Consider the following 10,160-nt stretch of genomic DNA (forward strand, 5'->3'; position numbering starts at 1 on the left):
ATCTAGCTGTATTGAATGCAATCAATTAAAGCGGTTGGATGTGTGCGTGAGACCGTTGGTGTACCAACGGAACAAGCCGCCAATTCCGCCGACGGCGAAAGAGGATGCCTGGATTCCGTTCTCGCCGATCACAGTCGTATCGCTCTTTTCAGAAAACAGGAGAAACTATGAGTCATAAACCCACGATCATTCTGGTGCACGGCTTTTGGGGTGGGGCCGCCCATTGGGGAAAGGTGATACTCGAGCTGGCGCATAGGGGCTATCAGTCCGTTCACGCCGTCGAACTGCCGTTGACTTCGCTCGCTGAGGACGCTGAACGGACACGCAAGATGGTGGCCCAGCAGAAAGGGCCGGTCGTGCTTGTCGGTCATTCCTACGGCGGTGCGGTCATCACCGAAGCCGGAGATCAGCCGAATGTCGCGGGGCTTGTCTATATCGCCGCATTCTCTCCCGACGAAGGCGAAAGTCCAGCTGCTATCACGCAACGGCATCCGCCCGCGGCAATGGCCAATATCGAGCCGGACAGCGACAGCTACCTCTGGCTCAAGGCCGATAAATTTCACGAAAGCTTCTGCCAGGATATATCCCTCGAAGATGCTTTCGTTTTGGCGGCCACCCAAAAAGCGCCGCTTGCCGGCACCTTTGGCGACGTCGTCACCGCGCCCGCCTGGCGGAAGAAGCCGTCCTGGTATCAGATAGCAAGTGAAGACAGGATGATTGCTCCTGAAAACCAGGCAGCAATGTCGGCTCGTATCAATGCTCGGAAAGTCATGACCTTGGAAGCAAGTCATGCTTTGCCGCAATCAAAGCCTCTGCAGGTCGCGGCTTTTATCGATGAGGCGGCCATGGCAGTCTCAAAGTAAGAACAAAGCGCTTGTGGCGGGGGCGTGAGAATGAGCGCCTCCGCGCGAGCCGCTCGATCATCTGCTTGATCGCTTCCGCCTTCCATGCTCCGGCTTAATCCCTGCTGCGCCGGTATCGATGGGATCATTTCAACTAAACGCGCGATGATGGGCACGCTCTTATCACTGAACGACGAGGGCTTGCTTAACTCTTGAAATCAGAACGCGGGAGCCGTCGGCGGTGAAGTGCCCATAGTCGAATTGGACTGGGTCTCCGCTGTTTGTCCACACCACACAATCTGGATTGCACATCGTCTTATAGGTAGAGATGTATGTTGCCCCGCTTCCGGCCAACGCGTCTTGAATGTCCAGACCGATGCGTTGTCGAGGCACCAGATGATCGGCGGCTTTAAATGGTTGCTTGTCGTAGAGACTGTGTGCCAGCAACCGCGGCAGGGAAGATTTATACTCTGCCACTGGTCCGAAGACGACGATCTTTTTGGCAAACGGTGATAGGTAATCCACCGTCTTTCTGATGAGTTTCACGTCATCTTTTGTCCAGCGTCCAGCCAATACGAGAACATCGACTTTATGGCTCGGCAAGAAATCCTTGAACATGTAGTTCATGAGTTCAATGCAGCGTTCCTCGCCTTCGGCGTCGAGGGTGGGACGACACCCTGATGCGTTCGCTTGAATGACATTGGCCCCCGAAAGCGCCCTTAGCCCGGGATATAGATGAGCGGCGTGACTATCACCGACAAGCGCTATGTTTTGCTGATTGTTTGATAGAGCCAGGCAGGCATCACGATCATATTTTTCGATGCCGTCGTTCGACGTGAGGAAGCATTGTCCACTGCGAAAGGCTTTCGAAGGGTCGTAGTCAGCAAATTCCGCCACCCGTTCAACAGCCGTGTTGTCCTCTTTCATTTGATCGGCAGCGAGTTGCCCGACAAATGCCAGCATTGCTACGGATGCGATTGAAGCAGCTCCGGCGGCTACGGACACGAGAGGTCGGTATCTCATTGTTCGGAACGGCGTTTCGACAAATCGCCACGAAACATATGCGACGATGAAACTCAAAGCGATCGGCACCAATTGCCAGCCATGCTCCCAAGCTCCGTACTGGTTCGAAAACACCCAAATCGGCCAATGCCACAGATAGAGGGAGTACGAGATCAAGCCTATAGCAGTGGCGACCCTCAATGAGAGAAGCTTGCTGACAAGGGTGCTTGGGCCCGTCCAGATGATCAGCGCCGTGCCTGCGGTCGCGGGCAACGCCGTCAATCCGGGAAACTCGGACGTCTTCGACAGCAGCAACGCGCTGAGGCAGATGAGCAAAGCACCGATTGCCGAAAGCACATCGTTGGTCCGCGCATCAGAGAATTTCGTCAGTGCCGGTCCTGCGATGAGAGCGCCTACGAGCAGTTCCCACGCGCGATACTGTACAAGATAAAAGGCTGCGGAGCGGTTGATTGGAACAGTGATAATGGAAGCAATGATGCTGACCGCAAAAAGCCCCGCTATGGCCATCCCGGTTGCCCTGCGCCCATATCGGCTTGCCAACATGACGATCAGTGGAAAAAAGACGTAGAACTGCTCTTCGACCGACAACGACCATGTGTGCAGGACTGGATTGAATTCCGAGGAATCATCGAAATATCCAGTTGTAAAATAGAAATAAGCATTTGAGGCAAAAAGCGCGGAGGAAGTGACAGACTTAAAGACCCGCAAGCTTTCGTCAGGCAGCATCGTAAAATAAGAAGCCGCCATCACAACGGCATACATGACCACGACAGCGGGAAGAATTCGTTTTGCGCGGCGACTATAAAAGTTGCCAATCGAGAATCGGCCATCCCCAACGTCAGCAAGAATGATTTTCGTAATCAGGTATCCCGAGATCACGAAAAAAATGTCCACCCCGATAAATCCACCGGGGAGAATGCGGTCAAATCCACAGTGATAAAGAATCACAAAAATTACGGCTACGGCACGCAGGCCGTCGATATCTTGACGATGCGTAATCATTTGGGCCTCGATATTTGGCCTCCCAGGATTTCGTACCGTGAGACCGGTCAATATGCAATCAGCATCAGGGTGAAATGAAAACTACTCGCCTTAGACGGGCTTCTGTCCACAGCGAGAAACGGCCTCGAGAGTCGGCGGAGGGGCCGCAAGGGTCATCGGTGTTTTCGGAGTATTGCTTATTTTACCATTCGTCCGATGAAGCTGGCGAGAAGGAGAGCGATGTCCATCCGCTTCTCATTTCGACGGTGATTCGACTAAAGGGCACATTTTACAGCTGCCTTTCAACGGTTCCACAACTCAGGCCATAAGGCTGACGGGCGATTTAACATTGACTGCCGAAACGCAGCGCGGCATTGCCAGGACGGCTTGCAGGCCAAATTGGGCGAACGTGTGACCAACAGAGTGCCGGAAGGCGATCCCAGGGCAGAGCACGCAGCTGGACGGACACAGTTTCAATCGATGTGGCCGGGACGTCATGGGTCTATTTACATGGATTTCTCAGCGGTCGTTCAGTTTAGGATAATTTCCAGATATTCAAACATCCGCCACACGACCCCTCATTATTAGAAGCTGTAACCGTATCGAATGGAGATCCGATGCCCGCCATCTTGCGAAAGAAAATTCACGGTGCATCTACGCGGGGACAGGTCATCGACGGCGCTCCGGACATCGGCGTCGCCTATCAGGTGTTTTCCGATACGGTGGTCGAAGACGTGATCGTCAAGAATTCTCCCCGCGGCTTCAAATTTCACAATGGCAGGAATCTGGTCATACGGCGCTGTGAGACCGAGAATGTGAACGGCGACGGCATTTACCTAACCATGACGTCGGACGTGTTGCTGGAGAACAACCGCGTCGGCCCGGCGCCCGGCCAGGGGGCGGATTGTTGCCAATTCGCCTACGAAAACGACGATCGCAATGTGAGCTCCAATGTGGTGGTTCGGGGCAACCTTTTTCTTCAGTTGCCGACCAGCACATCCAACAAGGGGGCGCTGGTTTGCGGTAGAACGCGACAATACCTTGTTGAATACAATTTCATCGGGGGGAAAAATTTCTCCTTTTCATCGATCGGCGACGATGCCGTCGTGCGCAGTAACGTCATGCGCGACGGGAAGATGAATGATTATTCCTTCGGGTATGGGGTTGGCGATCAAGTCGACCATGCTGGCCACCATGTTTATGACAACAGGATCGAGAACAGCAATCGTGGCGTGAGTTTGAGCGGTTACTCGGACCAGAGCCTGGCATTTCGCAAAGACATGGATATCCACGATAACGTGATCAGCGAATGTGAGATTGGGTTTTTTGCCAATCGGCCGTGGTCTGGAAGCTTTCGACGCAACATATTCTTGCGGTGCAAGCAGGACATCTTTCTGAAAGGAAACGGCAGAGCGACTGCGGGGGAAATCGAAGACAACTATCTCAACGACGGCAGCTTTCTGAACGTCACGCCGCCACCGCTTCGCGTCAAGCCGGACGGAAAGGCTTCCGTTTCCTCCGGCGAATGGACATCCGAGCCCGACGAAATCCGCATCCAGTGGCGGAACAAAGGGATCGATATATCAGGCGCCAACCGGCCCTCCATTGCGATCGAGCCTGGCATGGAATTGTCATGCGTATTGCTGGCCCGCAAGGGGCAGAATTGGATGTTGGCGATTGCCGAGACGGCCTATGACAATTTCACGCCGCGTGCATGGCAAGAAAACATGCTGCCTTGGCAGAAGCGCTATCTCTCTATTTAATCGCCACACTGAGGCCAGGCGGAGCCTCCGTGAAGCCTCCGCGTCTCAAGCCTCACGCGGTCTCCGGTTTGCCAACAACCTCGGACGCAGCTCGGAGAGTGCAATCACCGTGTGTGGCCAGAGAATAAAGGGTGCGAGCATCATCCCTGCCTCTGTCATGGATCCAAGCATGATCAGGATGATAATCACGATCTCCTTCCGTCTGGCGCCCGATTGCTCTTGATCGGATTCGACGATTGTCATCTTCCGGAAAAGACGAGTCACCAAAAACACAACCCATGCACCGACACCGGGAATGCCGATATTGAGGGCAAGTTCGAGATAGGTGTTGTGCGTCGACCGCGCGTCGAACGTCACCTTGACATATTCCTCCATGACATCAGGCTGGCGGAACATCGCAAAGCCGTAGCCGGTTATGGGCCTATCCCATATCAGCGGAAACAGCTGTTCCCAGATGTTGGTGCGCCCCGAGAAAGTAAGGTCTTTGCCGAAAGCTTCAGCAACGGCAGAGGCCACACCTAAATAAATGAAACTGGCCGCAAAACCCACAAGAAGAAACAGCAGAGCGACGACAAATGAGCGAAAAAGGCGATTTGGGTAGACGTGGATAATCCGGATAGCATACAGCATGACACTGCCGAACATCGTCAATACAACCGCTGTCGAGGACTTTGTCGCTACAATCAAAGCGAGGAGGCAAAGCATCGCAGCCCATCGAACAAGCGTGCTGTAACGAAGTCGACCTAGCTTCTGCGTCGACAACAGGCAAACAAAGCTGACTGAGCAAAATTGTCCCAATGTATTCTTGTGGTAAAACGCTCCCTTTACCATACCGGCATAGCTGCCGCGCATGATTGCAAATTGCGGGAAAGCGGCAGTATAGAGAACATTGATAAATGCCGCCGCGATCGCAAAACGCCCCAGGATGCGAAATGCTTCCACGTTGCCATAGCGCGCGCGATAAAGAAGCGGCGGGACCGCAAGAACGATGACGGCGGCCAATCCCTTTAAAGATGCACCTTTGTCAATCGAGAAGACGATTGATGTCAGACAGGAAATGGCAACGACCCCGATGAGCGGTGAAATCCTTGAAAAGGTTCTTATGAATTGCCGTTGTTCCAACAGAAAATACAGACCGGACAATGGGATAAGGCTGTAAAGCATTAACTTCATCGGAAGCGGGTCTACCGACGCGCCATCATCGAAATTTGCAGGCAGGCCGTACCACATGCCGGTCGCCCGCCAAAGCGCCGCATAAAATGCGACAGTAAGAACCAGCTTCGCCAGCACGTCTCGCCTGACGCGCCATCTGGACGCAGTGCGCCGACGGTGGCTGCCTTGATAATAGTCTCGTGCTATAGACGCGTCTTGTATCGCCATTAAGAGCTCTTCTATCTCATGTTCGGGGATGTTCCTATTCGAAATAGGACTGAGCCAAAATCACAATTTACCTCTGCCGGACTCTGTATGCGACATGAAATCATCGACATTGGTTTCTGTCTACAATCCATCACAAATCGATACGGTTCGATTGGTTCGCCACTCCCACAATCCAAAACAGCCGGCACGTAGCTCTTTTGCAGTGTGTGTGGTTGGCGTGCAATTCATGAACCAGATCAATAAGTTATTGCTTCAATTTCTGCTTAAGCCACCATGTGGGCGCCACTCTAAGCCATATTATTCGTCGAATCCAGTTTGCTAAACCTTCCAATATGTCGCGCCAACTGGTCCTAGCCATCCGCTGCCACACGCTCGCAACTGCAACGCCACTATCATTCAATGTGGGTATGATCTTGTCCAACTTCCCCGGCGGGTACGATCGCGCTCCTGACACGCACGCCGGGAGGTTGGCTGTTGTCGCCAATCGAAACTTCGTTCAGCTCGCGGAACCAAAGCCCGAACCCGCCGTTGATAGCCATGCCCAACCGTGTCCGGGAGACAGGACAGACATGGCACGTCAGACATTCTGGAAAGGCTATCTCAAGCTCTCGCTCGTCACCGCCGCCGTCTCGCTGACGCCGGCGACGACCGAAAGCAACAAGGTCCGTTTCCACGTCCTCAATCGCCAGACGAAGAACCGCGTCGAAAGCCGTTATGTCGACAGCGTCACCCACAAACCTGTGGCCGAGAGGGACCAGGTGAAGGGCTATCCGCGCGGCGAGGACGACTATGTTCTACTCGAAGACGAGGAGATCGAGGAGGTCGGGCCCGAAAGTACTCGCACCATCGAGATCGACACTTTCGTGCCGCGCGGCTCGATCGATTGGATCTGGTACGACAAACCGCATTTTCTGGCGCCCGAGGACAAGGTCGGGGTGGAAGCCTTCTGCGTCATCCGCGAGGCGATGAAGGCGAATGAGGTCGTCGGCATCGCCCGCCTTGTCCTTTATCGTCGCGAGCGTGCCGTGCTGCTGGAGCCGCAAGGCAAAGGCATCGTTCTCTGGACCCTGCGCTACGGCGACGAGGTGCGTGATCCCATAGCCGAACTCGACGATAAGGCCGAGATCGATAGCAAGCTGCTGACGCTGATGACGCAACTGGTGAAGGAAGAGACGAAGGATTGGAGCCCGAGCATGGTGCAGGACCCGGTCCAGAAACGCCTGAAGTCGATGATCCGCGGCAAGCAGAAGAGCCTGAAGAAGGCAGCGCCCGTGGCAAAACCCGCGCCGGTGAAATCGACCGGCAACGTCATCAATATCATGGATGCGCTGAAGAAGAGCCTGGCAGCGGAAGGCGGCCAGAAGCCGCGCCAATGAAAAAGTGGCCAGCGATTTTGGGATATACATAAATCAAAGACTTAAAGCATCGCGGGAATCCACTTTGACGCGCTTCAGGTCCCGCGACTTCGCCGGCGCGACCAACCGTTGTATTCGCGCGAGGTCGGGTGCGCTTGAGATTGCCCATCGCCCGCCAGGGGGCGAGGCCATCTCAGCTTGCCTTCTTGCTGCGGCTGTCGCTGCGCGCCGGCGCCTTCTTCTTCGCCAGGGCCTTCTTTGCTGGCGCCTTGCCGCTCATCTTGGCACTCTGGCGCAGTGCCTCCATCAGGTCGACGACCTTGCGTTCCGGGGCCTGTTTCTTCTTCGGTGGCGCCCGGCCTTCGATCTTAGCCCTCACCAGTTCGACGAGGGCAGCTTCGTAGCGATCCTCGTACGTGCTCGGTTCGAAGCTGCCTTGTTTGGTGCCGATGATATGGCCCGCAAGCTCGATCATTTCCTTGTCGAACTTGATGTCGGGGATATCCTTGAAGACCGTATCGGCAGAACGCACCTCGTGGTCGAAATTCAGCATCGTCGCGACGATGTAGTCGTCATGCGGACGGATCAGCAGCGTCCGGATTCGCCGGAAAAGCACGGCTTCGGCCAGAGCCGCGACCTTGCCGTCACGCATGCCCCTGGCGATCAGCGACAGCGCCTCCTCGTCATGTTCGTCGACGGGCGCGAGATAGTAAGGGCGGTCGAAATATAGCTTGTCGATATCGTCGAAGGCGATGAAAGCCTTGATATTGAGGACCTTGTCGCTTTCCGGCATGATTTCGGCGATCTCGTCGCCCTCGATGACGATGTAGTCGCCATTCTCCATCTGGTAGCCCTTGACCTGGTCGCCCCGCTCGACCGGTTTACCGGTCTCGCTGTCGACGAATTGCCGTTCCACCCGGTGGCCGGTCCTGCGGTTGATAATGTTGAAGGAGACGCGGTCAGAGGAGGAAACAGCGGTGTAGAGCCCGACGGCGCAGGCAAGGTCGCCTACCTTCAGATGACCCTTCCAGCTTGCCCGAGCGGCCATTCCATCCTCCGTCGCAAATCAGAGCCGGCTGCCGCTCTTGTCGGTTTCGAGTTCCTGAAATGCCCAGCCGCGGCCGTCGGGTGCGGGATAGGCGAGCAGCGCATCGCCATTGCCGATCTTCTGGCGCGATGCGGCGTCCTTGGCATGGACAATCGCTTCGTCAGCTGTCGCATAGGTTTCCGAAAGTGTGTCGCCGAGCTTATAGGCCCAGCCATTGTCATGCGGCACGACCTGATAGGTGATATCGGCCATTTCGGATCTCCTCTTCTCAACTAAATAGGGTGCATGATGTCGTCGGCTAGTTCCGCTTTGATTTGTGCCGTTCATCGAGTGCAATGATCTTCTCTAGCGATGCGATATCCTCGCTGGTGACGACGGGAACCGGATCGGCAGCGATGGCTTCCAGCACCGCCTGTGAGACGGCGCCATTTCGGATCGCCCATTCCAGCGTTTCGCGGGTTTCCCGCTCGGCCTTCAGCTGCGCATAGAGCGCAACGATCAGCCGATCGCGAGCATCCATCCGCCGGCCTTGGTTATCCATGCTGCGGACGTCAGGCATCGCAATCCACCTTTGTCACTGATTTCGTTCAGGTGTATTCAACTGATGACGGATGGAAAGGTTCCGAAACCCAGGGGCGGCGTTTGCCATTGCCGCCTCGGGCGGAAATCACCATCTGCAAGATATTCGCAAGAGGATTTCAACATGGCCGATCTCAAGGCTCGTCCCCGCCCGACCGGCGCCACCGCCGTTCTCGGCCGTACCGGTTTCCCGCACGTCACCTCCGCCACCAAGGGCGAGATCGATATCGTCACCGCGCCGTCGCAGCCGGGTTTCAATCCGCTCGATCTGCTCTATTCCTCGCTCTCGGCCTGCCTGGTGCTCAGCGCCCGCATCGCCGCCAGCCAGATGGGCGTTCTCGACAAGATCAGCGAGATCACTGCCGAGGTCACCGGCGAGAAGGCGGCGGAAGGCCTTTCGCGCGTCGCCAAGTTCAACATCGCCTTTTCGATCAAGGGCGATATCGACGAGGAAACCCGACAGAAAATCGCCCATGCCGCCGAAGACGAGATCTGCACGGTGAGCAACACCATCCGAGGCAATCCCGAGTTCTCGACGACGATATCGGCGTAATTCTGTATCTACATAATAATTATAGACAATAGAGAGCGGAGGATTGCGTGGCCAATGCCCGGCTTCTATGCTCGGGCATCGAAAGCAATGATCCCGGCCACCATGCAGCCCAAGCCTCTCCCGACGTCTGAACAGCCCGTCGTCGCCATCATCGGCGGCGGTGTCTCCGGCGCCGGCGTCGCCTATCATCTCGCGAGAGCCGACTGCGGCGAGCGCCCTGCCATCATGGTCTTCGAGCCGCGCGCCGAACTCGGCCGCGGCCTTGCCTATGACACGGCCGATCCGGCCCACCGCATCAATGTTCCCGCCGCCAAGATGAGCCTGCAGCCCGATGACCTGGGCGAATTCCTGGCCTGGATCGAAGCCCGCGACGCCGTCGCCGGCGACCCTGAGGCCAGGCAGCCCGATGGCTCGCTCTTCCCCCAGCGCCGGCTCTTCGGCGAATATGTCGCCTCGCTGCTGAAGCCGCTGCTGGAAGACGGTAGCGTGCGTCATTGCCGCGCTGCGGTGACGGCTGTCGAAGCCCGTGCCGGCCGTTGGAAAAGCGCAGGATATCCTCGAAGATCGCCTGCGCGTTGGCGGCAACGCCGTCGAGTGCGGTGTTGACGAGCCGCGTTACCGGCATGCTCACGGGAT

9 protein-coding genes and 2 pseudogenes are annotated in these 10,160 nt (G+C 56.0%); 5 read left to right on the top strand and 6 right to left on the bottom strand.

Features of this window, described 5'->3' with window-relative positions; genetic code table 11:
- Positions 1–167 precede the first annotated feature (167 nt).
- On the top strand, positions 168–863 hold the full coding sequence (locus MOV76_RS26365) for an alpha/beta hydrolase (protein WP_247265630.1): 696 nt from the start codon (positions 168–170) through the stop codon (positions 861–863).
- Positions 864–1,025: 162 nt separating this feature from the next.
- On the opposite strand, the gene MOV76_RS26370 is transcribed toward MOV76_RS26365, so the two are convergent.
- The gene (locus MOV76_RS26370) at positions 1,026–2,867 is read right to left on the bottom strand and encodes an acyltransferase family protein (protein ID WP_247265624.1); all 1,842 of its coding nucleotides are present in this window, start codon (positions 2,865–2,867) and stop codon (positions 1,026–1,028) included.
- Between the two features lie 596 nt (positions 2,868–3,463).
- Between MOV76_RS26370 and MOV76_RS26375 the strand changes: the two genes are divergently transcribed.
- Positions 3,464–4,609, top strand: a complete 1,146-nt coding sequence (locus MOV76_RS26375) for a right-handed parallel beta-helix repeat-containing protein (RefSeq protein ID WP_247265625.1) — start codon at positions 3,464–3,466, stop codon at positions 4,607–4,609.
- 45 nt (positions 4,610–4,654) lie between these two features.
- Here the strand turns inward: MOV76_RS26375 and MOV76_RS26380 are convergent, their stop codons facing one another.
- Positions 4,655–5,989: an O-antigen ligase gene (locus MOV76_RS26380; RefSeq protein ID WP_047622549.1), complete on the bottom strand. Its 1,335-nt coding sequence runs from the start codon at positions 5,987–5,989 to the stop codon at positions 4,655–4,657.
- A 569-nt stretch (positions 5,990–6,558) separates the two neighbouring features.
- Between MOV76_RS26380 and MOV76_RS26385 the strand changes: the two genes are divergently transcribed.
- Positions 6,559–7,365 (top strand): Ku protein, encoded by an 807-nt coding sequence (locus MOV76_RS26385; protein WP_247265626.1) that lies wholly within the window; start codon positions 6,559–6,561, stop codon positions 7,363–7,365.
- A 172-nt stretch (positions 7,366–7,537) separates the two neighbouring features.
- On the opposite strand, the gene MOV76_RS26390 is transcribed toward MOV76_RS26385, so the two are convergent.
- The 3 genes from MOV76_RS26390 to MOV76_RS26400 are packed head-to-tail and all read right to left on the bottom strand — an operon-like array spanning position 7,538 to position 8,951.
- On the bottom strand, positions 7,538–8,392 hold the full coding sequence (locus MOV76_RS26390; RefSeq protein WP_247265627.1) for a Ku protein: 855 nt from the start codon (positions 8,390–8,392) through the stop codon (positions 7,538–7,540).
- A gap of 18 nt (positions 8,393–8,410) precedes the next feature.
- Entirely contained in the window at positions 8,411–8,644 is a 234-nt protein-coding gene (locus MOV76_RS26395) for a DUF2188 domain-containing protein (protein ID WP_018244775.1), read from the bottom strand.
- Positions 8,645–8,690: 46 nt separating this feature from the next.
- The gene (locus tag MOV76_RS26400) at positions 8,691–8,951 is read right to left on the bottom strand and encodes a hypothetical protein (RefSeq protein ID WP_247265628.1); all 261 of its coding nucleotides are present in this window, start codon (positions 8,949–8,951) and stop codon (positions 8,691–8,693) included.
- A 144-nt stretch (positions 8,952–9,095) separates the two neighbouring features.
- On the opposite strand from MOV76_RS26400, the gene MOV76_RS26405 reads away from it, so the two are divergent.
- Both MOV76_RS26405 and MOV76_RS26410 read left to right on the top strand, forming a co-directional pair.
- Positions 9,096–9,524 (top strand): OsmC family protein, encoded by a 429-nt coding sequence (locus tag MOV76_RS26405; RefSeq protein WP_247265629.1) that lies wholly within the window; start codon positions 9,096–9,098, stop codon positions 9,522–9,524.
- A gap of 54 nt (positions 9,525–9,578) precedes the next feature.
- Positions 9,579–10,064 (top strand): annotated as a pseudogene (locus tag MOV76_RS26410) (FAD/NAD(P)-binding protein); the annotation flags it as partial.
- Here the strand turns inward: MOV76_RS26410 and MOV76_RS26415 are convergent.
- Positions 10,060–10,160: pseudogene (locus tag MOV76_RS26415) on the bottom strand (ATPase); the annotation flags it as partial. The pseudogenes MOV76_RS26410 and MOV76_RS26415 sit on opposite strands and share 5 nt — an antisense overlap.

The sequence above is a fragment of the Rhizobium sp. PRIMUS64 genome (genome assembly GCF_023006465.1).
In the GTDB taxonomy this organism is placed as follows: domain Bacteria; phylum Pseudomonadota; class Alphaproteobacteria; order Rhizobiales; family Rhizobiaceae; genus Rhizobium; species Rhizobium leguminosarum.